32 protein-coding genes are annotated in these 23,680 nt (G+C 62.2%); 11 read left to right on the plus strand and 21 right to left on the minus strand.

The window, feature by feature from the left end; genetic code table 11:
• Entirely contained in the window at positions 1-891 is an 891-nt protein-coding gene (locus tag HME9302_RS08005; RefSeq protein WP_115366582.1) for a metal-dependent hydrolase, read from the plus strand.
• A gap of 30 nt (positions 892-921) precedes the next feature.
• Here HME9302_RS08005 and HME9302_RS08010 read toward each other — a convergent pair whose 3' ends face one another.
• The 3 genes from HME9302_RS08010 to rplU form a co-directional block, all read right to left on the minus strand.
• Entirely contained in the window at positions 922-1,473 is a 552-nt protein-coding gene (locus HME9302_RS08010) for a GNAT family N-acetyltransferase (protein WP_115366583.1), read from the minus strand.
• Between the two features lie 231 nt (positions 1,474-1,704).
• Positions 1,705-1,974: a 50S ribosomal protein L27 gene (gene rpmA / locus HME9302_RS08015; RefSeq protein WP_115366584.1), complete on the minus strand. Its 270-nt coding sequence runs from the start codon at positions 1,972-1,974 to the stop codon at positions 1,705-1,707.
• A gap of 12 nt (positions 1,975-1,986) precedes the next feature.
• Complete coding sequence (gene rplU / locus HME9302_RS08020; RefSeq protein WP_115366585.1) at positions 1,987-2,547, minus strand: 50S ribosomal protein L21; 561 nt, start codon at positions 2,545-2,547, stop codon at positions 1,987-1,989.
• A gap of 200 nt (positions 2,548-2,747) precedes the next feature.
• On the opposite strand from rplU, the gene HME9302_RS08025 reads away from it, so the two are divergent.
• Positions 2,748-3,281 (plus strand): hypothetical protein, encoded by a 534-nt coding sequence (locus HME9302_RS08025; protein ID WP_115366586.1) that lies wholly within the window; start codon positions 2,748-2,750, stop codon positions 3,279-3,281.
• Here HME9302_RS08025 and HME9302_RS08030 read toward each other — a convergent pair.
• The 15 genes from HME9302_RS08030 to coxB all read right to left on the minus strand — a co-directional run bounded on the left by HME9302_RS08030 (position 3,274) and on the right by coxB (position 14,776).
• Positions 3,274-3,744, minus strand: coding sequence for a molybdenum cofactor biosynthesis protein MoaE (locus HME9302_RS08030; RefSeq protein ID WP_230079924.1), 471 nt, complete (start codon positions 3,742-3,744; stop codon positions 3,274-3,276). The genes HME9302_RS08025 and HME9302_RS08030 overlap by 8 nt on opposite strands.
• A 4-nt stretch (positions 3,745-3,748) precedes the next feature.
• Positions 3,749-3,991 (minus strand): MoaD/ThiS family protein, encoded by a 243-nt coding sequence (locus HME9302_RS08035; RefSeq protein WP_115366588.1) that lies wholly within the window; start codon positions 3,989-3,991, stop codon positions 3,749-3,751.
• A 2-nt stretch (positions 3,992-3,993) separates the two neighbouring features.
• Positions 3,994-5,010 carry a GTP 3',8-cyclase MoaA gene (moaA, locus tag HME9302_RS08040; RefSeq protein ID WP_115366589.1) on the minus strand — a complete coding sequence of 339 codons (1,017 nt, stop codon included), beginning with the start codon at positions 5,008-5,010 and terminating at the stop codon, positions 3,994-3,996.
• Positions 5,007-5,360 carry a Rossmann fold domain-containing protein gene (locus HME9302_RS08045; protein WP_115366590.1) on the minus strand — a complete coding sequence of 118 codons (354 nt, stop codon included), beginning with the start codon at positions 5,358-5,360 and terminating at the stop codon, positions 5,007-5,009. Before HME9302_RS08045 ends, moaA begins: the two co-directional genes overlap by 4 nt.
• Position 5,361: 1 nt before the next feature.
• Entirely contained in the window at positions 5,362-5,733 is a 372-nt protein-coding gene (locus HME9302_RS08050; RefSeq protein WP_115366591.1) for a dihydroneopterin aldolase, read from the minus strand.
• Between the two features lie 59 nt (positions 5,734-5,792).
• Positions 5,793-6,701 carry an RsmD family RNA methyltransferase gene (locus HME9302_RS08055; protein WP_115366592.1) on the minus strand — a complete coding sequence of 303 codons (909 nt, stop codon included), beginning with the start codon at positions 6,699-6,701 and terminating at the stop codon, positions 5,793-5,795.
• Positions 6,701-8,116: a threonine synthase gene (thrC, locus tag HME9302_RS08060; protein ID WP_115366593.1), complete on the minus strand. Its 1,416-nt coding sequence runs from the start codon at positions 8,114-8,116 to the stop codon at positions 6,701-6,703. Before thrC ends, HME9302_RS08055 begins: the two co-directional genes overlap by 1 nt.
• 56 nt (positions 8,117-8,172) lie before the next feature.
• Complete coding sequence (locus HME9302_RS08065; protein WP_115366594.1) at positions 8,173-8,766, minus strand: SURF1 family protein; 594 nt, start codon at positions 8,764-8,766, stop codon at positions 8,173-8,175.
• On the minus strand, positions 8,763-9,182 hold the full coding sequence (locus tag HME9302_RS08070) for a DUF983 domain-containing protein (protein WP_115366595.1): 420 nt from the start codon (positions 9,180-9,182) through the stop codon (positions 8,763-8,765). Before HME9302_RS08070 ends, HME9302_RS08065 begins: the two co-directional genes overlap by 4 nt.
• Entirely contained in the window at positions 9,182-10,012 is an 831-nt protein-coding gene (locus tag HME9302_RS08075; RefSeq protein WP_115366596.1) for a cytochrome c oxidase subunit 3, read from the minus strand. Before HME9302_RS08075 ends, HME9302_RS08070 begins: the two co-directional genes overlap by 1 nt.
• 62 nt (positions 10,013-10,074) lie before the next feature.
• Complete coding sequence (locus tag HME9302_RS08080; RefSeq protein ID WP_115366597.1) at positions 10,075-10,695, minus strand: cytochrome c oxidase assembly protein; 621 nt, start codon at positions 10,693-10,695, stop codon at positions 10,075-10,077.
• Between the two features lie 3 nt (positions 10,696-10,698).
• Complete coding sequence (locus HME9302_RS13285) at positions 10,699-10,845, minus strand: hypothetical protein (protein WP_181815711.1); 147 nt, start codon at positions 10,843-10,845, stop codon at positions 10,699-10,701.
• A gap of 2 nt (positions 10,846-10,847) precedes the next feature.
• Positions 10,848-11,777, minus strand: a complete 930-nt coding sequence (locus HME9302_RS08085; protein WP_115366598.1) for a heme o synthase — start codon at positions 11,775-11,777, stop codon at positions 10,848-10,850.
• Between the two features lie 108 nt (positions 11,778-11,885).
• The gene (gene ctaD / locus HME9302_RS08090) at positions 11,886-13,616 is read right to left on the minus strand and encodes a cytochrome c oxidase subunit I (protein WP_115366599.1); all 1,731 of its coding nucleotides are present in this window, start codon (positions 13,614-13,616) and stop codon (positions 11,886-11,888) included.
• 65 nt (positions 13,617-13,681) lie between these two features.
• Positions 13,682-14,776 carry a cytochrome c oxidase subunit II gene (gene coxB, locus HME9302_RS08095; RefSeq protein WP_115367589.1) on the minus strand — a complete coding sequence of 365 codons (1,095 nt, stop codon included), beginning with the start codon at positions 14,774-14,776 and terminating at the stop codon, positions 13,682-13,684.
• Between the two features lie 269 nt (positions 14,777-15,045).
• On the opposite strand from coxB, the gene pyrE reads away from it, so the two are divergent.
• From pyrE to ruvX, 7 genes are read left to right on the plus strand one after another with little or no spacing between them, the layout of a single operon-like run.
• Positions 15,046-15,627 carry an orotate phosphoribosyltransferase gene (gene pyrE, locus HME9302_RS08100; RefSeq protein WP_115366600.1) on the plus strand — a complete coding sequence of 194 codons (582 nt, stop codon included), beginning with the start codon at positions 15,046-15,048 and terminating at the stop codon, positions 15,625-15,627.
• Between the two features lie 5 nt (positions 15,628-15,632).
• A complete protein-coding gene (locus HME9302_RS08105; protein ID WP_115366601.1) occupies positions 15,633-16,421 on the plus strand; it encodes a pyridoxine 5'-phosphate synthase in 789 nt (262 codons plus the stop codon).
• Positions 16,422-16,434: 13 nt separating this feature from the next.
• The gene (gene acpS / locus HME9302_RS08110) at positions 16,435-16,842 is read left to right on the plus strand and encodes a holo-ACP synthase (protein WP_115366602.1); all 408 of its coding nucleotides are present in this window, start codon (positions 16,435-16,437) and stop codon (positions 16,840-16,842) included.
• Between the two features lie 34 nt (positions 16,843-16,876).
• Positions 16,877-17,791 carry a signal peptidase I gene (lepB, locus tag HME9302_RS08115; RefSeq protein ID WP_115366603.1) on the plus strand — a complete coding sequence of 305 codons (915 nt, stop codon included), beginning with the start codon at positions 16,877-16,879 and terminating at the stop codon, positions 17,789-17,791.
• Positions 17,788-18,963 carry an AI-2E family transporter gene (locus tag HME9302_RS08120; RefSeq protein ID WP_230079926.1) on the plus strand — a complete coding sequence of 392 codons (1,176 nt, stop codon included), beginning with the start codon at positions 17,788-17,790 and terminating at the stop codon, positions 18,961-18,963. The genes lepB and HME9302_RS08120 overlap by 4 nt, the downstream gene beginning before the upstream one ends.
• Entirely contained in the window at positions 18,953-20,092 is a 1,140-nt protein-coding gene (locus HME9302_RS08125) for a DUF3089 domain-containing protein (protein ID WP_115367591.1), read from the plus strand. The genes HME9302_RS08120 and HME9302_RS08125 overlap by 11 nt, the downstream gene beginning before the upstream one ends.
• Positions 20,089-20,580, plus strand: coding sequence for a Holliday junction resolvase RuvX (gene ruvX / locus HME9302_RS08130; RefSeq protein WP_115366604.1), 492 nt, complete (start codon positions 20,089-20,091; stop codon positions 20,578-20,580). The genes HME9302_RS08125 and ruvX overlap by 4 nt, the downstream gene beginning before the upstream one ends.
• On the opposite strand, the gene HME9302_RS08135 is transcribed toward ruvX, so the two are convergent.
• Genes HME9302_RS08135 through HME9302_RS13290 form a run of 3 tightly spaced genes read right to left on the minus strand, consistent with a single transcriptional unit; the run spans position 20,577 to position 22,638 of the window.
• On the minus strand, positions 20,577-21,476 hold the full coding sequence (locus HME9302_RS08135; RefSeq protein WP_115366605.1) for a transposase: 900 nt from the start codon (positions 21,474-21,476) through the stop codon (positions 20,577-20,579). The genes ruvX and HME9302_RS08135 overlap by 4 nt on opposite strands.
• Complete coding sequence (locus tag HME9302_RS08140; RefSeq protein ID WP_115366606.1) at positions 21,464-22,459, minus strand: hypothetical protein; 996 nt, start codon at positions 22,457-22,459, stop codon at positions 21,464-21,466. Before HME9302_RS08140 ends, HME9302_RS08135 begins: the two co-directional genes overlap by 13 nt.
• Positions 22,460-22,476: 17 nt before the next feature.
• Positions 22,477-22,638 (minus strand): hypothetical protein, encoded by a 162-nt coding sequence (locus HME9302_RS13290; protein ID WP_181815712.1) that lies wholly within the window; start codon positions 22,636-22,638, stop codon positions 22,477-22,479.
• A 131-nt stretch (positions 22,639-22,769) separates the two neighbouring features.
• Between HME9302_RS13290 and HME9302_RS08145 the strand changes: the two genes are divergently transcribed.
• On the plus strand, positions 22,770-23,228 hold the full coding sequence (locus HME9302_RS08145; RefSeq protein WP_115366607.1) for a PaaI family thioesterase: 459 nt from the start codon (positions 22,770-22,772) through the stop codon (positions 23,226-23,228).
• A complete protein-coding gene (locus HME9302_RS08150) occupies positions 23,225-23,659 on the plus strand; it encodes a PaaI family thioesterase (protein ID WP_115366608.1) in 435 nt (144 codons plus the stop codon). The genes HME9302_RS08145 and HME9302_RS08150 overlap by 4 nt, the downstream gene beginning before the upstream one ends.
• Positions 23,660-23,680: the final 21 nt, after the last annotated feature.

Consider the following 23,680-nt stretch of genomic DNA (forward strand, 5'->3'; position numbering starts at 1 on the left):
ATGAACGCCCCTGCCAAGTTCGAAACCGAAACCGTCCGAGATCCTGCCTTTGTCAGCCCGGCCCCTTCAGACCTGACGATCACTGTGCGCGACCGCCGGTTCGGGCGCGATACCGCCCCACGCCGCTGGTGGGTGAATGACGATCCGGTTGCGACCGCGTGGTTCAACGCCCTGTCCGCCACCTTCCCCCGTGGCGAAGCGTTCTTCATCGAATCGGTAAAGGCTTGCCGGAATGGCGCTGCACCGCAGTTGCGCGACGAAATTCGTGCTTTCGTGCGGCAGGAAATCAACCATACCCGCGAACACGTCGCCATGAACCGCATGGCCAGCGATAGTGGATACGACATTGCAGCCATCGACAGGCGCGTCGAAGATCTTCTCGCGCAGATCAAGGAACGCCCCGCCGCCATCAACCTGGCGGCCACCATGGCTCTGGAACACTTCACCGCAATGCTGGGCCATCAACTGCTGGCCGATCCGGTACATCTTCATGGCGCGGAGCCGGAGTTCGGTGATCTGTGGCGCTGGCATGCTGCAGAAGAGATCGAGCACAAGGGCGTCGCCTACGATACTTGGCTGCACCATACTCGCAACTGGAGCCGCTTTCGCCGCTGGAAGGTCAAATCGCTCATGATGCTGATCGTCACCACGCGCTTCGTGAAGCATCGTTATCAGGACATGCTCGACCTGCTTGCGCAGGACGGCCTGACCAGTGCGAAATGGAAATGGCGCGCATTGAAATATTTGTTCGGAAATCCCGGCTTTTTCCGCAAGATCGCGGGCGGATGGGCAGCGTATTTCCTTCCCGGCTTCCACCCTTGGAACGAGGATGACCGCGAACTCATTGGCCTTTACGAAAGCGAGTTTTCCGGCGCAGTCCTGGCTGACTGATCCGACCGAACCAAAAGCGCCGAACAGTTTTTAAGCCGCCCGGCGCTCCGATTCGCAGCAAAAGATGTCGGTGCGGGTCAGGTCGATGGTGAAGTCGCGGCCGTCCGCCTCCGCTCCACGTGCCTTGCTATAACGCATCGAAGATGTGCCGGTCGGTTTGAACCCGGCCTTGCGCAAAACCGCGCCCGATGCCGGATTGTCCCCGAAATGGCTCGCGATCAGGCGCGTGTGACCGAGCGTCCGGGCGATTTGCAACAATGCCAGCACCGCTTCGGTGGCAAACCCGTGCCCCCAATGCGCGCGGGCAATCCAGTAGCCCAGCTCCACATCGCCTTCATGTTCGCCCAACCCGACGCTACCTACCAGCCGTGTGCCGGACGCGTTCGGTTCGAACAGCAAAAAGCGTGGAAGACCTGGCTCGACCGGCAATTGCAGAAATTCCCGCGCGTGCTCGTGAAGATAGGGCCACGGCGCGGTCGCCAGATTGCGCACGATTGCTTCGTCGGCAATGCCGGCATGGAGCGCGCGCGAGTCTTCGGGCCAGGGCGGGCGCATCAACATGCGCCGGGTACGGTGAAACATCGTCCTTCTCCATCGCCCCGCTGCGTCATCGTCACTTACCAACGTATGATGACAGCGAGGTTTCACGGCGACCCGTTCGGGACAGACCGTGCGATTTGCGAGGGAGATACGAAAAGAGAGAGACGGGCTCCCTGAACCAGGAAAGCCCTATCTCCCTCTTTTGGAAAATCGGCCGGTTCATGCCCGGCCGGGGACTATCCTGCTGGATAATCCCGGTGTTGGATCATCCGATTATTCTGCGGCTTCCGCCAGCATGTCGACCGAGACGTATTTGCGGTCCTGGCGGCCCTTGTGGAATCGTACCACGCCGTCATTCAGGGCGAACAGCGTGTGGTCCTTGCCCATCCCGACATTGCTGCCCGGATAGAACTTGGTACCGCGCTGGCGCACGATAATGTTGCCCGCGATCACGTTCTCGCTGCCGAATTTTTTGACGCCAAGGCGCCGGCCTGCCGAATCGCGACCGTTACGCGATGAACCGCCTGCTTTTTTATGTGCCATTGCGCTTGGTCCTTACTTCTTGTCGGTCTTCTTGGGCTCTGCCTTCTTGGCAGGAGCCTTTTTCTTAGGCGCCGAATCGCTGGTACCCGAAGCGTTTTCGCCAGCAGTCTTTTTCGGCGCAGCTTGCTTCGCGACCGGCTTGTCAGCCTTCTTGGTCGCAGCGTCGGTCGCAGCACTCTTGGCCGGGGCCTTCGTGCCAACATCCTTCTTGGGCGCATCGGCCTTGGTATCATCCGCCGTCTTGGTCGCGGCCTTTTTCGGTGCAGCCTTCTTGTCGTCACCGACCGAAAGTATCCGCAACAACGTCAGCTGCTGGCGATGGCCCTGCTTCCGGCGATAGTTGTGACGACGCTTCTTCTTGAAGACGATCACCTTTTCGCTTTTCGCCTGAGCGATGATCTCGGCGGAAACGCTGACCTTGGCCGCGTCCTCCATCGTATCGCCTTCACCGGCCAGCAGGACATCGCCCAGCGTCACGGTGTCACCGGCTTCGCCAGCCATCTTCTCGACAGCCAATTTGTCTCCGGCAGCAACCCGATATTGTTTGCCGCCCGTACGCACGATTGCGAACATGGTCGTATCACTTCCATTATATTGTATGGTCGCCCTTGTTGGCGACGCAGCAGCCACCCGCCAATTGCATGGCGGCCGAAAGAAGGGTCCCGTTACCCACCGGTGCCGGCCAAGTCAACTTAGAATGCGGCAATTACCGGTGCAAACTCGGCTTGCCATCCGGTATAGCGCCGCCCGATTGTCATGCTAAAGATGCCGGTATGACAAGTATCACAAGCCTGCGGTCTGCCGCCATTCTTTTCGCCGGCGCAATCACGCTGGCAGGCTGTGCGTCTACCGCCGGCGACTATCCCTCGCTAGCAATCCGCGATGTCGAGCGGGTGAGCGGCGAAATGCCAGCCCCGGCCGATCCCGAACCGCTTCCTGCGCCAACCGCTCCTGCAGCTTCCTTGCTGGACCAGCTTGCAAGCCTGCGGGCGGAAGCGGCGTCGGCCCAGCGCACCTTTGCTGCTGCCCGCCCCCGCGCCGAACGTAGCGTGGCTGCCGGGGGGCGTGCGTCCACCGGTAGCGATGCATGGGCCGAAGCACAGGTTGCGCTAGCCGATCTGATTGCGATTCGCAGCCGCACCGCGGTTCCGCTCGGCACGCTCGATGCGCTGTTCGTAGATGCCGAAGTGGAAGGCTATTCCGCCTCGCGCGAACTGGCCGCCATCAGCGAAGTACGCGCAGAAGCGATTGCACTGGTGTCCGCGCAGGATCGTACGATTGCCAGATTGGCCGCCCGTATCAGGTAGGGTCCGCCGCCCACCGCGCGAGATCGGAGTGGTCTTGATCGCGCGGTTGGATCCAGTGCCAGCCATCGCTGCGGCGTTCGCGCTTCCAGAACCAGGCGGCGCTTTTCAAATGGTCCATCAGGTAATCGGTCGCTTCGAATGCGGCCCGGCGATGCGCGGCAGCGGCAGCTACCAGCACGATCGGCGCGCCCGGCTGCATCACGCCGACCCGGTGCCAGCACAACAGTCCAGCCAACGTCCAGCGGGACAGCGCCGCATGCGCCAGCTCTTGCATGACAGGCAATGTCAGGGGGTCATAATGCGTGAGCTCAAGCGCTTTCGTGCCCGCATCGGATCGCACCTTACCGCAAAAACTGGCGATACCGCCCGCGCCGGGATGTGCCGCGTTGAAGGCGGCCAGCGCCTCGCCCACGGAAAAGCCGGAGCCGAGCAAACGGACATCGGCCGGACGGGCAATTTTCACCCTGTCAGCCACCGCTTACGGGGGGGAGCAGCGCAATTTCATCACCGTCCACGGCTGCCAGAGTGGTTTTGTCGGCCAGCACCCGCCCGGCGCAGGCAATGTTCACACGCTCGCCACGCAATTCGCTTGCAACTGCATCGGGGACAGCGGCGATCAGCCCTGCCCAGTCCAGCGGCGCATCTACGGCAATAGAATCAGACGTTGCCAGATCGCGCAAGGGGCCCAGGAACAGGATCGTTATCGCCATTACTAACCGCCGGTGACCGACATGTGGCGCGGCTGCGCCGGCGCTTCGCCAGGCGCGCGAATGGCAAAATTGTGCCGCGCGGGTTTGATCCGCATGGCCGTTTCCAGTCCGTCTGCCAGTTCGGTTTCGGGGTCGGCAGAGCGCATTGCGGCGCGCAGATCGACTCGCTCCCCCCCGCCGAGACAGGGGTAAAGCTGGCCAGTCGCAGTCACGCGAATGCGGTTGCAACCGGCGCAGAAATTGTCGGTCAGCGGTGTAATTAGCCCCAGCCTGCCGCCCGTTTCCGCCACATTCCAGTAACGCGCCGGCCCGGCGCTGCGATGGCCCGACGGGGTCAGGGTCCAGCGCTGGTCCAGCCTTTCCTTGACCGCATCGAGCGGCAGATAATGATCAATCCGGTCGCCATCGACTTCGCCCAGCGGCATGACCTCGATCAGGGTGCAATCGTGCCCTTCGCCATGCGCCCAGGCGATAAGGTCGGGCAACTCCACCTCGTTCAGACCTTTCAGCGCGACCGTGTTCAGTTTGACCCGCAACCCTGCAGCCTTTGCCGCGGCGATACCGTTCAGCACCTGGGACAAAGCGTCTCGCCGCGTAAGCTTCCGGAACAGCGCCGGATCGCGGGTATCGAGCGAGACGTTCACGCGCCGCACACCGGCCGCCGCCAGAGCCTCTGCGTGGGTTCCCAATTGCGTGCCGTTGGTAGTCAGCGTCAACTCGTCGAGGCCGTTACCAAGTCGGCGGCCCAGCGCGCGAACCATATCCATCACATCGCGCCGCACGAGGGGCTCGCCACCGGTCAATCGGATGGTACGGACGCCGCGCGCCATGAAGCCCAGCGCCAGTTGGTACAGCTCTTCCAGCGTCAGCACTTCGGCACGCGGCAGGAACTGCATTCGTTCGGGCATGCAATAGGTGCAGCGAAGGTCGCAGCGATCCGTCACCGACATCCTGAGATAGGTGATTTCGCGCGCGAAGCCATCAACCAGGGGGGCAAGGGAGGAAGCGAGCGCGGTCATGCTGCCTGTATTCCCGCAGCCGTCTTGCCGTCGCCATCCACGTCCAGCAGCTGTCCAGTGATCCCCGGCGCGGAGGCAAGATATGCAAGCGCGGCGTCCACCGCATCCTGTTCGTTACCGGCGACAATATTGACCCGCCGGGGTGCTGCCTCGCGGGCCAGGCCGCGTACCATTGCGACCCGCCAATTGCGGTGCGTATGATCCGCCACGCCTAGCACGATGATGCAGTCGGCTCTTTCCGTTGCCTGCCGGATTGCGGCCAGCCAATCGTTCTGGAACATCGCTGCCGCGTCCAGCGGGGCGGCGGGCAGCGCGCCCACATCTATCCGCTGGATCCCGGCGGATGCCATATCAGCGCCGCTCGCGCCGTAGGGTGATGCCGATTTTTTCATTCGCTTCAGCAATAGCCAGCTTCACGATCCGCACTGTGACAGCGAGCACGCGCACGTCCTGCGCAAACAGCGTGTCGCAGATATGGTCGGCCACCGCCTCGATCAGCTTGAAATGCACGCCTTCCGGCAAGGCTTCGGTCGCGGCGAATTTCAGGTCCATGTAATTCTTGCTGCGATCGAGCGGCGTATCGGGTGTGTATTGTGCGTCGGGCTTCAGTTCGGCAACAATCGAAATACGCAGAGGCTGCGCCTTGCCGGTCTCCTCCGAATAGATACCCGTCAGGATATCGGTTTCCAGGTCGGCGACTTCGAGGATTAGGGTATCGGCCATAGAGCCAGGGAAATGGCAGCGTGCAGTGCGATATACAAGGTCTAGCCGCGCGTCCGGATCTAGCGCGCCCGCCACCGTGCGAAGATTGCTGTGGGAAGCAGACGCGAAGCAGCGTCCGCGCCGTCCGCATCCTCCGCCACCGCCAGATCGCCATGTTCGATGGTACCGGGAAGGTCGGCAAAATGTTCCGCCAGCAATCCCGCCAGCGCCAGGCTGGATATTCGCACGGCATACACCGTAAGGAACAGAAACCGGCTATCTTCGTCCAGCAGCGCGCGGCAATCGGCAATCAGGCCGGGCAGCCCTTCTTCCAGCCGCCAGATTTCGCCATTGGGGCCGCGTCCGAATTTCGGCGGGTCTAGAATGATCCCATCATAGCGTTTTTCGCGCCGCACTTCGCGCGCTGCAAATTTCGTCGCATCATCGACGAGCCAGCGGATTGGCTTGTCTTCCAAATCCGACATCGCTGCATTTTCGCGGGCCTGCGCCACGGATTTCTTCGACGCATCGACATGCGTGACCGGGCCATAACGCGACAGAGCAAGCGATCCCACGCCGGTGTAACCGAACAGATTGAGTGTCGATGCATCGTCACGACCTTCGAGCTGTTCGCCCATCCAGTCCCACACAGGCGCCATATCGGGGAAGAAGTCGAGGTGGCGGAAGGGCGTGCATTGCGCGGTGAAGCGCACACCGTCCTTCCAGTGCAGCGACCAGCCATCGTCCGGCACGCCTTGCGCATGTTGCCAGCGCCCGCCGCCATCCTCGTCCGAACCGGGCACGAACTCCCCATGCGCCTCCCACGCCTCGGCTGGCAGGCGCGGGGCCCACATCGCCTGGGGTTCGGGTCGGATGAAGCGGTATCGGCCGTAGCGTTCAAGTTTTCGCCCATGCCCGCTATCGACAAGGCCATAATCCGCCCACCCGGTGCCGGTCATCAGCAATGGCTGGCTGGCAAGGCGGACCATCAGGTCGCAGGCGAGGCGGCAGTGGCGCGGTCCGCCACGAATGCCGCCACCGCATCATATTCGCCGGGAAGGTCGGTGCAAAACTCCTCGCGCCCGAACAGATCGCCCATGCGCGCGGGCAGGCTTGGTCTGGTGCCAAGGGCGCGCTCCACCGCATCGCGGAACTTGGCTGGATGCGCGGTCGCCAGCGTGACTACCGGTATGTCGGGCGCGATTCCCTCTGCCGCGCGGGCGGCATGGAGGCCGATAGCAGTATGCGGGTCGATCACCTGTCCAGCGCGGTCGTGCGCCCAGCGCATGGCCCCGGACATGGCATCCGCATCTGCGCGTGCGCTGGTCAGCAGGCCCGACGCGCCGGTACGCTGCGCGTCCGTAAGTCGCATGGCGCGCTCCAGTTCGAACCCGTCCATCTGCCGGGCCAGCGCTGTCCCATCGCGCCCGCCGCAATCGAACAGCAGCCGTTCGAAATTGGAACTCACCTGGATATCCATGCTGGGCGAGGCGGTGGGCGTAACATCGCCCGCGCTGTAATCACCATTCGCCAGCGCGCGGTGGAGGATATCGTTGACGTTGGTGGCCACGATCAGCCGCTCCACCGGCAGGCCCATCTTCGCCGCGACATAGCCTGCAAACACGTCACCGAAATTACCGGTCGGTACGGAAAACGCCACCTTTCGCTGCGGCGCACCCAATTGCATGGCGGCGGCGAAGTAATACACCACCTGCGCCATCAACCGCGCCCAGTTGATCGAATTGACCGCCCCGATATGGAAGCGTGTATTCATCGCTGGATCGCGGAACATTCGCTTCACCATGGCCTGGGCATCGTCGAAACTGGCATCTTCGACCGCGATGTTGTGCACGTTTGGCGCGCGCATGGTGGTCATCTGGCGGCGCTGAACGTCGCTCACCCGGCCCTTCGGGTGGAGCATGAAGATATCGATCCGCTCCCGCCCGGCCACCGCATCGATCGCCGCGCTCCCGGTATCGCCGCTGGTCGCGCCGACGATGGTGAGATGATCGTCCGAGCGTTTGAGGAAGGTTTCAAACAGCCGACCAAGCAGCTGCAGTGCCACATCCTTGAACGCCAGCGTCGGCCCATGAAACAGTTCGAGCAACCAGTGCTGCTGGTCGAGCTGAACCAGCGGCGTCACCGCATCATGGCTGAAGCGTCCGTAAGCGCGGTCGCACAGATCCTGCAGCTCGTCTGGTGACAAACTGCCCGCCACGAATGGTGTCATGATCCGCGCGGCAAGCTCCGCATAAGGCAGCCCTGCCATCGCGGCGATTTCGCTTTCGGAAAAGCGCGGCCATTCCTGCGGCAGATACAGTCCGCCATCGCTGGCAAGGCCGGCTAGAGTGACACCTTCGAAGTCGAGAACTGGCGCGGTGCCGCGGGTCGATACGTATTGCATATTATGCTGCGGCGTAGCCGTGGCAGGGCGCGCTCGCAAGCAGCCTGTGCCGCGCTCTATTGCTGCTCTCGTGAAGCCCTGTGTCGCCGCCGGATCGCCAGCCAGTAGATGACCAGCGCGGTCAGGGCGAACAGGAACCACTGGACGGCGTAGGCAAGATGGTTGTTCGGAACGTCAGCGGGGTCGGGCACGGCAAGCGGTTCGAGCCCGGGCGCAGGCTCTGCCAATTGCACACGCGCGCCATCGCGGCCACCCGCCGTTACAAGTCCGGTCACGGTACCGCCGTCCCATCCCTCGAACACTGGATTGCGCGACCATCCCAGTTTCACATCCGCCGCGCCGCGGCCGGTTTCGCACCGAGCGATATGCGCCAAGCCAGATTGTCCACGAGCACTGCGCCCGGCGATTGCTTCGCGGCCCATTACTCGCATGCAGTCGAAGGTGGTCGGGTGGAACAGGTCTTCTTCCCGGGCTACGCCGCCGCCAGCGGCAGGAAACGGCACCTGCGCGCCACTGACCAGTGCCGCTTCGTACCGGGCAATCATCGCTTCTTTCTCATCCGCGCGGCCAAGCTGCCAGAAACCGAGCGCAATCATCGTCGCGACTGCCGCTGCAACTACGATGGTGGGTATTATCGGAAGCCGGTTCATGGTGCTTCGTCCGGCGCGGCCGGCACAGTCCCAGCCTCGCCCGCCTTGTTGCGATATTCCGCGATCAGCAGCGCGGCTTTCGCAATCCGCAATCCGGCCAGCACCGCGAGCACAGTGAGCGGAATCCAAAGCAACATGTGCACCCAGAACGGCGGGGCCATGGCAACTTCCAGCCACAACGCCAGGCCAACCAGAACCGCCCCGATGATCAGCGTGAGGAACGCCGCCGGTCCGTCGCCTACGTTGAAGCGGGTGTAGTCCAACCCGCAGGCACGGCACTTATCCGCGAATTGCACGATGCCATCGAACATCGTTCGCGCGCCGCATCGAGGGCACGAACCGGAAAGGGCAGCCCGGCCCAACGAAACTGTCGTGCCCGGCTGCCCTTCTGAAAGCTCAGTCGTGTCAGGATTCATCAGTGGATTTCAGCACCCCATCCGCCCCAGACATAGACGACGATAAAGAGGAACAGCCATACTACATCGACGAAATGCCAATACCAGGCAGCCGCCTCGAAACCGAAATGCTGGCGCGGGGTAAAGTGCCCCTTGTAGGTGCGCGCGAGGCAGACGATCAGGAAGATCGTGCCAACCAGCACGTGGAACCCATGAAATCCGGTCGCCATGTAGAATGCGCTGGAATAGGTGTTACCGCCGAAGTCGAACGGCGCATGACCATACTCGTAAATCTGCACTGCCGTGAAAACCGCGCCCAGGATGACCGTCAGCCACAGGCCCTTCTTCAGGCCTTCCCGGTCGCCATGGATTAGGCTGTGATGCGCCCATGTTACGGTGGTACCCGAACACAGCAGGATCAGCGTATTCAGCAGTGGCAGGTCGAATGGATCCATCACGGCTTCGATCGCCTTGGGCGGCCACTGACCACCGATGACCTCGGTCAGTTCGGACGGGAACAGCGAGAAATCGAACCAGCTCCAGAACCAGCCGACGAAGAACATCACTTCGGAAGCGATAAACAGGATCATGCCATAGCGCATGTGTAGCTGCACCACGGGAGTGTGATAGCCGCTTTCCGCTTCGTTCACGATGTTGGCAAACCAACTGTAGAAGGTGGCGATAAGTCCCGCGATACCGAGGCCGAGCACGGCATACCATGCACCGCCGAAGAAATCGGAATGCATGAACATCACCATGCCGGTGGTAAAAGTCAGCGCCGAAATCGAGCCGAGCAACGGCCAGATATCAGGCGGAAGAATGTGATATTCGTGATTTACGGCACCGGCCATGTGATCGTCCTGCTTCGAAGTTTGAACAGGCCTTACTGCGACGGCCTGCCAGGGTCTAGGGGTCAGCTGTCCTCTTTCACCTGCGCGCCGTCTGATTTGGCTCGGTGGAAGGTATAGCTGAGTGTAATCTGTTCGACATCCGCCATGGCCTCGTCATCGAGTGCGGCGGGATCGACGTAGTACAAGACCGGCATCCGCATTTCCTGACCCGGCTGGAGCGTCTGTTCCGTAAAGCAGAAACACTGGATCTTGTTGAAATACTTGCCCGCCCGCTCCGGCTCGACATTGAAGGTCGCGGTGCCGGTGATGGGAATGCTGCTATTGTTGCGGGCGGTGTAGAATGCCATGTCGCGCACGCCGATCTGGACGGTGTCGGTCGGCTGATCCGCCGTGAAGCGCCACGGCACGTCGCGCGCCGTACTCGCATCGAACCGGATCGACATCGTCTTACCGCCCGCGCTTTGCGCAATGCGTTCCGCCGCACTGGCTTCGGTTTCGCTCGCCCGCTGGGTAGTGCCGCCGAAGCCAGTGACACGGCAGAACAGGTCGTAAAGTGGCACGGCGGCATAGCCCAGACCGAGCATCGTCAGCGCACCCAACAGCGCGAGAGCGCCGGTGCGCAGGTTACGCCGGTCGAGCGGCGCGCCAGTATTACGGGCTGTGTTAGTCGGTGCGCTTGCCACGCGTCAGTCCCCCATCCGCACGATGGTGATGGCGTAAAACAGGACGACGAAAAACAGCAGCACGCCCCCCACGACCAGATTGCGCTGGCGGCGGCGCTTGTCCAGCGCTTCGCGGCCGGTATCGTCGGGCAGGTTCGGCACATTGGTCATGGTCAGGCTCCGGCGGATGGAACGGCGAGGATCAGGCGATCGGCAACCAGCACCGCGAACAGCGCAAACAGATAGATTATGCTGAAGGCGAACAGGCGTTTCTCCGGCTTCATCGTGTCCTGCTCGGTCGAGGTGCGAAGCGCGACCGGGACCGATAAGGCTAGAAAAGCGGTCGATAGCACAATCGCGGAAATTCCGTAGATCGCGCCGGTACCGCCAATGAACCAGGGCGCAGCAGCGACCGGTACCAGCAGGGCGGCGTAGATGAAGATCTGGCGGCGGGTCGAACGCTCCCCCTTGGCAACGGGCATCATTGGTATGCCGACCTTGGCGTAATCGGACTGCACGAACAGCGCGAGCGCCCAGAAATGCGGCGGGGTCCACATGAAGATGATGGCAAACAGCAGCACCGGCATGGCAGTGATCTCGCCCGTGACCGCAACCCAACCGATCAGCGGAGGGAACGCCCCCGCCCCGCCGCCGATCACGATGTTCTGCGGCGTGCGCGGCTTCAGCCACATAGTATAGATGACGGCGTAATAGACGATCGAGAAGGCAAGGATCGCCGCCGCCAGCCAGCCCACGGCCAGACCCATCGTTCCGACCGACATGCCCGACAGCAGCAATCCGAAATCGCGCGCATCCCCGCGCACCATTCGGCCGCCGGGTATCGGACGCGCAGCGGTTCGTTTCATCCCGGCATCTATGTCGCTTTCCCACCATTGGTTCAGCGCCGCCGCACCGCCCGCGCCCAGCGCGATACAGAGGATGGCAGTGAAACCGATCACCGGGTTGATACTGCCGGGCGCGGCCAGCAGCCCGCACAGGCCGGTGAAGATCACCAGGCTCATCACGCGCGGCTTGGTCAGCGCGAAGAAATCGCGCCAATCAGCTGGTAGCGTCGGGGCATTCGTGGCGGCAGTGGCGGTCATGTGTGGGCGGATACGATCCTGTCTGGTGTTTGCAAAAGGGGGCACACCGTTACCGATGCGCCCCCCTTCAGTATGTCCTGTGCCTACAGGCGGGCTGGCGTATTCGCCTCAAGCCTTTTCTTCGGCTGGCAGGTGGTTGTGGTAATCATGATGCTCTTCGATCACCGGCAGCGTTTCGAACTGGTGGTATGGCGGCGGGCTGGACAGCGTCCATTCCAGCGTTGTTGCGCCTTCGCCCCAGTAATTCGCGCTGGCTTTCTTGCCCATCGTGAAAGCGTAGATGAGGTTCACGAAGAACACGCCCATCGATGCGAACATGATATAATAGCCGAAGGACGAAACCTCGTTCCAGTAGCTGTAGGCTTCTGCATAATCCGGAATTCGGCGCGGCATCCCGTTCATTCCCAGGAAGTGCTGCGGGAAGAAGATCACGTTCACACCGATGAAGAAACCCCAGAAGTGGATATGGGCGAGCAGTTCGCTATGCCAGCGCCCGCTCATCTTAGGGAACCAGTAGTAGAACGCTGCGAACAGGCTGAACACGGCGCCCATCGACAGCACGTAGTGGAAATGCGCCACTACGTAATAGGTGTCGTGCAGATTGTCGTCGATGCCGCCATTGGCCAGCACCACGCCGGTCACGCCGCCCACAGTGAACAGGAAGATGAAGCCCATTGCCCAGACCATCGGCGATTTGAACTCCATGCTGCCGCCCCACATCGTGGCGATCCAACTGAAGATCTTCACGCCCGTCGGCACGGCGATAACCATCGTCGCGGCGGTGAAATACATCTTCGTATTTACGTCGAGGCCGACCGTATACATATGGTGCGCCCACACGACGAAGCCTACCACGCCGATCGCGACCATCGCATAGGCCATGCCGAGATAGCCAAAGACCGGCTTCCTGGAGAACGTCGCTACAATCTGGCTGATCATGCCGAAGCCCGGCAGGATCATGATGTAGACTTCAGGGTGACCGAAGAACCAGAACAGATGCTGGTAAAGCACCGGATCGCCGCCACCGGCAGGATCGAAGAATGTCGTCTGGAAGTTCCGATCCGTCAGCAGCATGGTAATGGCTGCAGCCAGCACCGGCAGCGCCAGCAGCAACAGGAATGCGGTAACCAGCACCGACCACACGAATAGCGGCATCTTGTGCAAGGTCATCCCCGGCGCGCGCATGTTGAAGATGGTGGTGATGAAGTTGGTCGCACCCAGGATCGAACCAGCGCCCGCAAGGTGGAGCGAGAAGATCGCGAAATCGACCGCCGGCCCCGTGGAACCGCTGGTCGATAGCGGCGCATAGACCGTCCACCCGGTCCCCGCCCCGTTACCGATACCGCCCGGTACGAACATGGAGAACATCAGCGAAGCGAAGCCGGCAACCGTCAGCCAGAACGAAATATTGTTCATGCGCGGGAACGCCATATCCGGCGCACCGATCATCAGCGGCACGAACCAGTTGCCGAAGCCGCCGATCATGGCCGGCATGACCATGAAGAATACCATGATAAGACCGTGCGCCGTAATGAGCACGTTCCACATATGCAGATTGGCGTCGAAGCTGGCCTCGCCGCCCATGAAGTTGACCCAGTAACCAAGTACCTGAATGCCTGGCTCATGCAGTTCGGCGCGCATGATACCAGAGATCGCACCACCGATGATGCCCGCGCAGATCGCGAAGATCAGATAGAGCGTGCCGATGTCCTTATGATTGGTGGACATGAACCAGCGCGCGAAAAAGCCGGGCTTGTGGTCGGCATCATGATGCTCCGCCCCGTGCGATCCGCCGTGACTTTCGGTATGACCCTGGAAGGTATCGGCTGTGGTGGCCATCGTATCGAACTTTCTGCTCTATCGTCGTGTCAGGTCGTCATGTTCGGGCGCAGGACGCCAGATCTTTATTCGGTTACCGGCGTTCCGGGAGCGGTCGTGCGCGTGGGCGGAGCCCCCGCACCGGCTGCGTCCGGAACCGCACTCTCGGGCTGCTGAAGGCCCGGCAGTTCCGCGCCAAGCACTCCGTCGGTATCCGCCGCTTCATTGCCCACAGTGCCACCTTGCGCACGGACCCAGGCTTCGAATTGCGGACGGGGCAGCGCCTCGATCGCGATCGGCATATAACCGTGCCGCGCGCCGCAAAGCTCGCTGCACTGGCCGTAATAGATGCCCGGCTCCTTGATGATCATCGTCTTTTCGTTGATCCGGCCCGGAACCGCATCATGCTTGAACCAGAGCGACGGAACGGCGAAGCTGTGAATTACGTCCGCGGCGGTTGTCTGTATCCGGATAGGCTCACCCACCGGCAAAACCAGACGGTTGTCCACTTCCAGCTGGCCGGGAAAACCCTTCGCACGCGCCTCTTCTTCAGGCATCATGTTGGAGATGATTTCGAACCCGCCATTGTCGGGATAGGTGTAGCCCCAATACCACTGGTAACCGGTCGCCTTGATCGTCAGCGCATCGGCTGGCGGGGTCTTGAACTGTTTCGCCAGCAGCGTGATCGACGGGACCGCGATAGCCAGCAGGATGATTACCGGAATGATCGTCCACAGAACCTCGACCAGAGTGTTGTGCGTGGTGCGAGACGGCACCTTGTTGGCACGGCGATTGAATTTCGCAATTACGAACAATAGCAGGCCGAGGACCAGCAGGCTGATGCCGAACACCATCGGCAGCAGGATCGCGTCATGCATCCACAGCGCGTAATCTCCATTGGGCGAGTACTGGTCCTGGAAGGTAATCGAGCCGTTGGTAGGCTGACCCTTGATCATTTCAGGGCCCATCGGGACATAACCGCCAGCATCCTCGATCACGGGATCGCCGCTCGTGGCGTCGGCAGCGGCGTCGTCTGGCACCTGCTCCATCGCGGCGGGCGGGACGATCGCGGGCGGCGGCGCGACGAGATCCGACTGCGTCAGACCTTCCTGCGCCAGCGCGGATTGCGGCGCGAATGCGAGCATTGCGGCAACCCAGATCAGGGCGAGAAACCTGGTCATCCGGTCAGCTATCCGGCTATTGGCCCGTTCCGACATCATCAGCGCACATCTTTCTATTCTGGCGACTTTCCATTCAGGTGCGGCCATGATTGCAAAGCTGCAATCGTTGTCCCTGCACCCGGAACGGCACGCGACCCTATAGGCCCGCTTGCCCGATGCCTCAAGCGCATCTAGGGACATTTTGCAAGCCCAACAGCCCTTTCGGGGCCATTCAGTGGGCCCTGTTGCAAACCGCGCATCGATGCGGCCCTTTCGATTGCAGGAATTACATGACCGACGACGACATCTTGGCCGAATTCCGCGGTAGCGAGGCGCTGCTCGAGGGACATTTTAAGCTTTCTTCCGGCCTGCATAGCGGGCACTATCTGCAATGCGCGCGGGTACTCATGAACGCGGAACGTGCCGGAAGGCTGGCGCGCGCGCTGGTTCAGAAAATTCCGCGCGAAGTGCGGCAGGAGATCGATGTGGTGGTATCACCGGCCATGGGCGGACTGATCATCGGCCACGAAATGGGCCGCGCGCTGGAACTGGACGCGTTGTTCCTTGAACGCCCGGATGGCGAATTCCAGCTGCGACGCGGCTTCCGCCTCGAACCGGGCGCGAAAGTGCTGATGGTGGAAGATGTGGTGACCACCGGTCTGTCCAGCCGCGAAGCCATCGCTGCCGTAAGGCGCGAGGGAGGCAACATCGTGGCGGAAGTTTCGCTGGTCGATCGCTCCGGCGGCCAGGCTGATCTGGGCGTGCCGTTCTACCCGCTCATCGAGCTCAACTTTCCGTCTTACGAGGAAGGCGAGCTGCCAAAGGAACTCGCAGCCAAACCGGTAACCAAACCTGGAAGTAGGGCGGCCTGATCGCGATGGCCGGTCCTGCAATTGGCGACACGCAGCGCGCCCGCCCCGCCCTGCGACTGCCTGCCCTGCGCCTCGGTGTAAACATCGATCATGTCGCCACCATCCGCAATGCGCGCGGCGGCGATCATCCCGATCCGGTCCGCGCCGCGCAGATCGTGGCGGACGTGGGCGGAGATGGCATCACCGCGCATTTGCGCGAAGATCGCCGACATATCCGGGACGACGATCTGAAGCGCATCCAGGACGCGACGGACCTGCCGCTCAACCTGGAAATGGCCGCGACCGATGAGATGGTGGCAATTGCGCTGCGGCATAATCCGCACGCCGCCTGTATCGTACCGGAACGACGCGAGGAGCGCACCACCGAAGGCGGACTGGATGCCGCCGGCCAGCACAACCGCCTGGCCCCGATCGTTTGGAAGCTGGCCGACGCCGGGATCCGCGTCAGCCTGTTCATCGCGCCCGAAGAACGCCAGCTCGATGCGGCGCTGCGCCTGCGCGTGCCGGTGGTCGAGTTTCACACTGGCGAATATGCTCACGCCCATGCGGACGGCGATACCGAGGCGTGCGCCACCGCGCTGAAGCAGATAGCCGATATGTCCGCCCTGGCCGCCAAGAACGGGATCGAACCGCACGCTGGACACGGGCTTACCTATGAAAATGTCCAGCCGGTGGCAGCAATTCCGCAATTGGCCGAGCTCAATATCGGCCACTACCTCGTCGGCGAGGCGGTGTTCGTCGGCCTGGAAACCGCGGTGCGCACCATGCGCGAATTGATGGACGAGGCCCGTTGACGGGACCGCTGACATGATCATCGGTCTCGGCTCCGACCTTTGTAATATCGAGCGTATCGAGAATTCGCTCGACCGGTTCGGCGAACGATTCGAAAACCGCGTGTTCACCGATGTGGAGCGGGCCAAGGCCCGGCGGCGACCGTTCACGATCGCGGGAACTTACGCCAAACGCTTTGCCGCTAAGGAAGCGTTTTCCAAGGCCGTCGGCACAGGGTTCAAACGCGGCGTGTTCATGAAGGATATCGGCGTGGTCAACGCCCCCTCGGGCAAGCCCACGCTGGCGCTTGCGGGCGGGGCTGCGGCACGACTTGCCGAAATGGTCCCGTCCGGCCATGAGGCGGTCATTCACCTTACCCTCACCGACGATCACCCATGGGCACAGGCCTTTGTTATCATCGAAGGCATCCCAACGCAGGCGTAACTTCGAGCGCCATCATTCCGAGTCGCCCCGACCCATGAGCATTCTTACCGACACCATGACGGACAAGTCCCCCAAATCCGCTGCCGACAACGATACCGATGACAGGGTCGACTGGCTGGGCGAACTGCGTGGGCTGGCGCTGATGCTGCTTGCCGTGCTGGCCTTCCACAGCCTGGTGGCCAAGCCGTTCTACATCCCCAGCGAAAGCATGATGCCCAACCTTTTGGTTGGCGACCGGCTGGTGGTGAGCAAATACCCCTATGGCTGGAGCTGGTCGTCGGCCTCCTTCCATGTGCTGCCACGCGGTGACTGGCGTGTCTGGGCCGATACGCCCGAATATGGCGATATCATCATCCCCGTGCATCCGGTGCGTGACGAAGATTATATCAAGCGCGTGGTGGCCTTGCCCGGTGACCGCATCGCTGTCCGCAATGGCCAGATCGTGCTGAACGGCGTGCCCGTTCCGCAAACTGTGGAGCCGCCGGTCGAGATTCCGGTCGATGCGAATGCGCCCTGTAACAGTTTCGACTATCCACAGATGCGCATGCGCAAGCCATCGGGCGCGCTGGTATGCGCAATCCCGACATTGCGCGAAACGTTGCCCAACGGCGCGACCTATCTGGTACTCGATACCCAGCGCGATGCGCCGCTCGACAATATGGACGAGGTGTCGGTGCCGGAGGGTCATGTGTTCGCCATGGGCGATAATCGCGACAACAGCGCAGACAGCCGGGCCTCGGCAACGCCCCAAGGCGGCGGTCTTGGTGGACCGATCCCCTTGAAGAATGTCGGTGGCCGCGCCGAGTTCATTACCTTCTCGCTCGACGGGACGACTAGCCTCAACCCGGTTACCTGGTTCACTTCCTTGCGCGGTGGGCGCGCATGGAGCACCTTGCGTCCCGCAATTGCCGACAAGCGCGCGGCGGAGGAGCAGGGGGCAACCGAATGACAACAGGCGGGCAGCAGAGTGGGCGGAGCGGCGCCGACATGTCGCTCGATGCAGATAGCGATCCCGTGCCCGGCAGCGCGGACGACGGCCCTGTAACGACGGCCAGCCCGACCGCTATTGTGGATCCTCGTCTCCGGCGCGAAGCCCGCACCGCGCTGGTTTGGGTCACGGTGATCGGGTTGGTGGCGCTCGCGGTCTATATCTCGCAATCGCTACTGGTTATTTTCGGAGCCATGGTGCTGGCCGCGATTATCGACGGCGGTGCCCGATTGCTTGGCCGCGTTTTACCGATCGGCCGCACATTTCGCGTGGTGCTGGTCCTGCTGGCGGCAGCGGCCTTTACGGTGTGGCTGGCCCTTTTTGCCGGTACGCAAATTCTCGCGCAAGCGGCCGAACTGCCCGATGTCATCGAACGCCAGGCGATCCAGCTGATCGAACTGGCCCGTGCCAACGGCCTGAATGTCGAGCAGGCTGATCTTCGATCCTATGGCAGCCAGCTGATGAGCGGGGTGGGTTCGGTCACGCGCGCCCTGACCGGTCTCGCGGGTGGTTTGGTAACGCTCTTCCTTGTCGTCGTGATCGGAATGTACATCGCGCTGGAACCGCGCCTGTACGAACGCGGCGTGGAATGGCTGACGCCGCGCGCAAGTCGTCCCGATCTGATCGTTACGCTGGACAAGATGGCTTACACCATGCGCCGCCTGATGGCCGGGCGATTGCTCGGCATGGTGGTTGAGGGCGTATTGACCTGGGCGCTGCTGTCCATGCTGGGTGTGCCGCTGCCCGTATTGCTCGGTATCCTGACAGGTCTGCTCGCATTTATTCCCAATGTGGGTGCGTTCATATCCGGCGTGCTGATGGTTCTGGTCGGATTTTCCGAAGGACCGGAGGAGGCGTTGTACGCGTTCGGCGTGTATTTCTTCGTCCAGACGTTTGATGGTTATGTGCTGATACCATTGATCGCCAAGAAGACGGTCGATTTGGCACCGGCAATGGTGCTGGGGGCGCAGCTAATCATGGGCATCCTGTTCGGAATACTCGGCCTGTTTCTCGCCGATCCGCTGCTCGCCATGATCAAGGTATTTCTGGAACGCCGGTCCGAATTGAGCGATGCAGCGCCCGGTGCTGCACCTGGTCCGGCGCAGTTGGCAGGAACACCCCATGGCCCGTAAGTTCCTGTATGTCGTCGCCTTCCTGATCGTGCTCGTCATCGCGGGACTGTTCGTGCTGCGCACATGGTCGTCGGAGCTGACGGAGATTGCCCTAACCCCGACGGTCGAGTTCACGCCGCAGGATGCGCTCGCCAACGACGCCTATCGCGATCCGGCCATGTGGTATGCGCGTCCGGGCATGGGCGCGAAAAGCGCGGCGCGCTGGCAGCCGGCCTATGCCGGCGGCGAACCGGCCGAACGCTCCGTCCGCGAAGATGCGCCGCCATTCGCGGTTTTCTTCGTCCATCCCACAAGCTACGTGAACCGCGCCGCCTGGAACGCGCCAGAGGGCGATGCCGAGGCGGAGCGGATTGCTAAAATCCAGATCCGCGGACTGGCCAGCGCCTTCAACCCGGCAAGCGAAATCTGGGCACCCAAATACAGGCAGGCCACGGTGGGCGCATTCCTCGCCGAATCGCCGGAAGCAACGGCGGCGCTCGACGCTGCGTTTCAGGATGTGCAGGCCGCCTTCGAGACTTTTCTTGCCGCCGTGGATGAAGATACGCCGATCGTGCTGGTCGGTCACAGCCAGGGAAGCGCGCATCTGGTTCGGCTGTTGGCGCAAGACCTTGCTGATACGCCGGTGATGGATCGGATCGCGGCGGTCTATGCGGTCGGCTGGCCGATTTCCGTGAGCGGCGACCTGCCAGCGCTCGGCCTTCCCGCCTGTGCCACACCTGCACAAAGCGGCTGCCTGCTCAGCTGGTCGAGCTATGCCGAACCGGCGGACCCGCAATACATGCTGGACAAATACGCAGTGTCGGCGGGACTGGACGGACAGCCGCGCGGCAATGGCCCGATCCTGTGTACCAACCCGCTGACTGGCACGATCAACGCCGCAGCTCCGGCTTCGGAAAACAAGGGCACGCTGGTACCGGAAGCGGATTTCTCCACCGGTGAACTGGTGCGCGGCGCCGTTCCTGCCCGCTGCGACGAGCGCGGCGTCCTGCTGATCGGCGATCCACCGGAACTGGGCCCGGCCGTGCTGCCCGGCAATAATTACCACGTTTATGACATCCCGCTATTCTGGGCGAATTTGCAGGCAGATGTGGTCCGCAGGGTCGAAAGCTGGGGCGCGGCACCCCGATGAGCGACTCGCCAACGGCGTTGGTGACCGACGAGGCCCCTGCCTTCGCCGCCGCGTTGCCCGATGGCGGGGTATTGCTCGGGCTTGATCTTGGCACCAAGACCATCGGCACCGCCCTGTGCGACGCCGGCTGGCAATTCGCGACCGCAGGCAAAACGCTGCCACGCGGCAAGTTCGGGCGCGACCGAGAGGCGCTGGCTACTCTCACCACAGCGCGAGGGGTAGCCGGCATCGTGATCGGCCTGCCAAGAAACATGGACGGTAGCGAAGGCCCGCGTGCGCAGTCGAGCCGCGCCTATGCCAGGAACCTTGCCTCCGCATTGGGCCTGCCGGTGCTGCTCTGGGATGAACGCTGGTCCACCCAAAGTGCCGAACGCGATCTGATCGGACAGGATTTCAGCCGCCGCAAACGGGCCGAGAAGATCGACAGCCACGCCGCCGCGATTATCCTGCAGGCGGCAATGGACAGGCTCTCGGGAAGCGTCTTTTAAGCCGCCAATACCTGTCTTCGCCGACTCGCTTCTGCTGCCAGCAAACGGTTCCCCGAACGCTCGGCCCGCCGCCAGATCGTGTCTTCGCTTGTGCGATCTTGCGTTACCATCGCCTGCGCCTCGACAGCCGCCAGCCTCAACCGGTCGCTGGGATGGCATTTGCCGAAATGTTCGGCCAGATCGCGCGCGCCGTCGTGGCCCATTCCCACGGCGCAGCGCAGGAACGTCTCGGTCGATCCATTGCTGAGCACCGCGCTGATATGGCCGGTATCGAGGTCGAAACCATATTGGTCGAACCATCGCTGGTCTCTGCGCGACGTCATCACATTCAGCGAGATGGACAGGCTCTCGGGCGGCAACTGACTGTGGACGTCCAGATGCGCGCGGTAATGCATCAGTTTACCCGGGGTCAGGTTGCTTCGCTCGATAAAACGCAAGCCCGCATCCTCCCCCACAACGCCTGCCACGCTCTCATAATCATATTCGTAATAGTCGCTGCCATAGCCGGGCCCGAAATAGCCCACAGTCAGAAAATCGAAATTGTGATCGTGCGGCATTCCGTAGACAAAGCTCGATGCGCTGCTGGCCTTAAAGGCACGGTCTGTAACGGCGGGCCAGATGTTGGCGCGCAGGAACAGACCGTCGCCCGGCACAGCGAGGATGATCGCCTGTGCGCCATAGGCACTTCGATCGCCCCCATCTCGGTGGCGGCCGGATAGCTCTTCGACCAACATGTCACCCAAGAAATCGCGGTTGTTGCCCAGTCGCCGCAACCATGATGCCGCGCCGAGCAAGCTATCTTCGTCTGCCGGGTGGAAACCCGCGCTTGCGATCGCATTGCTGCACTCGGCAAGGCTGCAAACATCGGTGGAGTGGTCTTTGATCAGGCGGGGCATGGTTCGGGTTCTCTCACTTCGGCCCGGCTGGGAAGTTCCGCCAATTGCGGATGCACTTCGAGCAACTGGGCACGCATGGCACCGGCATGAGCGGTGAGCGTGTCCGACGGATCGGCGACGAGGCGCTGCAATTCGGCAAACCCGGTCGCCGTGTCGAGCGCGAGGCATTCGCGTAGCGCCTGCCACCGCGCATGGTCATGTCCGCTTCGAATGTGCTGCACGAAATACGGGGCGGCGTCGCTGCGGCCCATCGCGCGCAGCACAGCCATGGCCATCTCGCGCCCGCTTTCGCTTGCATCGCCGCTGGCCTGATGGACCTTCGCCCCGTCTGCCAACCGGTATTCGCACGTGGGGAGCGGGTTCGCATATTTTCGTACCAGCCGCAGCGAAACGAGCGGTTGCGAAATCTGGTCGATGATACGGCTGTGGTCCCGCCCCTCGATTGCCAGAATGGCACCGGGTGCCAGTTCGCATGGGCTTTCGCGCATCGCGCCTCCAACCGTCCCGCGCTCCACCATACGGCCGCTCGCTTGCCCGCGAAGCACGATCTCGTGCCGCATCACGTCAATAAAACCGGCAGTGGTGCAGGCTGCCTGTTTACTTCCGCCCTTCGCTGCGGCGTCGCGCAACACCACGGACAGTTCCGCCCGCTCGCCAGCCAGCAACTGGATTACCGATACCGGACCGGATCGCTGGTGACGAAATGGCAGATGCGCCCAGGGGTATCGGCGCAACGCAGGCAATGTTTCGTCGAGCAAACCCGAATATAACGCGCATGCCCTCGCCAGCTGACCCATCGTCGCAGCCAGTTCTTCGCACTCGGCGAGATCGCTTCCCCCATCGAAAACTGCGAACTCCTGCCGCAGGCGCGCAACCGCAGGTGTGGACAACCAGCGCCGTTTGGCGTTTGCCATCGCCCGTTCGGCATTGCGCTGCGAGGCGTCGTCACCCCGCAGCGCAGCCAGCTCAGCGTCGATACGCATCGCTTGTCCGCCTCAGCCTATAGCAACGCTTCGGGCGGAAACATTTCGTAAAGATAGACCATGAGATAGATAACCCGGTCATCGGAGTATGCGAAGGTCAGATCGGACACGCTTCCGAACAGCCCGGTGGCTGTGTCCAGGTCGGGCAGATCGGGCAGGTCGAGCTTTGGTAGGTCCATGGATTACGATCCCTTTATGGATTGAACCCGGGCGCAATTGCCACGGGCCGGACCCGAACTGCCTTGCCGATGGCCACGAGCCGCCATTAAAAGATTGAAATTGCCCGGCGCCCCAAGCAGGGCTGCGTAAGATGAGTAAACCGCAAACCGCTTTCGACCCGGTACAGGCCGCACCATTCCTGCTGGGCAGCGGCCATTGCGGCTGGCTCGGTTTGGAATTTCGTGACCATGGCGCAGATTGGGTGGAACTGGAGCTGCCTTGGCGGAAGGATTTGCTGGCTGAAACTGGCGGCGAAGTGCTTGCATCCGGCCCGATCATCAGTCTGATGGATATGGCATCAGGGCTCGCCATCTGGACGAAACTCGGCCGGTTCGAGGCGATTGCCACGCTCGATCTGCGCGTCGATTACCAGCGTCCAGCGCGGGACGGTGCTGCAGTAACGGGCCGCGTCGAATGCTATCGCAACACGCGGTCTGCTGCTTTCGTCCGTGGCATCGCGCATGATGGCGATCCGGCGGACCCGGTTGCCCATGTGGCCGGCGTCTTCATGGCGCTGCAGGGCGCGGACGACCGAAAGGGCAAGCTATGAGCGATACCGCGCAGTTCCTCGCCCGCTCCGCCTACGCAACCGCGCTTGGCATCGAACATGCGCGTGACCTGCAAGGGCCGGGTGGAAGCGAGGAAGGTCAGCCTATCATGCGATTGGATGGGGGCGACCCGATCAGTGGGCGGCCCGGGTTTTATCACGGCGGCGCAATCAGCGGCCTGCTGGAAACGACCGGCTATGCGGGACTTCGCCATGCCTTAATCCAGCGTGGGGACGAGCTTCCGGCGCTAAAACCGATCAACATCACCGTGCAGTTCCTCGCGCCTGCCAAAGCCGGATTATTACTGGCGCAGGCCCGTATCAGCAAGCTTGGCCGGCGCAGCGCCCATGTCGAAATTGCGTGCTGGCAGGACGACCGGGATAAGCCCAGAGCGACCGCGCTGATGAATGTGCTAATGGTGCCGCAGGACTAAACATTCCAGCCGCCGTTACAC

It is taken from the genome of Alteripontixanthobacter maritimus (genome assembly GCF_003340475.1).
Lineage (GTDB): Bacteria > Pseudomonadota > Alphaproteobacteria > Sphingomonadales > Sphingomonadaceae > Alteripontixanthobacter > Alteripontixanthobacter maritimus.